Source organism: Candidatus Nitrosotalea sp. FS, from assembly GCF_011319475.1.
Classification (GTDB): domain Archaea; phylum Thermoproteota; class Nitrososphaeria; order Nitrososphaerales; family Nitrosopumilaceae; genus Nitrosotalea.
The window spans coordinates 7,800-8,158 of record NZ_RCMC01000181.1 but is presented as its reverse complement, the minus strand read 5'-3'; positions in this window follow the sequence as shown (position 1 = coordinate 8,158).

Below are 359 nucleotides of genomic sequence, written 5' to 3'. Positions count from 1 at the left end.
GCTCTTGCAATTTTTAGATTCTTGGTTCCTCTGATAATAGTCGGTATCATAGTAATATTGTTACTTGTCTTGATATTTGGGGGAATTCCGATTTCTATTTCCAAGTAAGTCTTACAGGATTTGAACCTGCAATTCAGTTGTATTCGACAATTACCTAAATGCAATGTCGTTTACCAGTTATCATGTCACCTTTCACAACTGGTTCATGCATGAAGTGTGGATATCAAGCAAAACCACGAAAAGATCACTCTGATATAGAATCAAGTACATGTCCGAAATGCCATAATGAGTTGACCTGAAAAATTCCTTCTGTTATTACATACACGTGAAATTCATTGTATGATTTTTCATGACTAGTT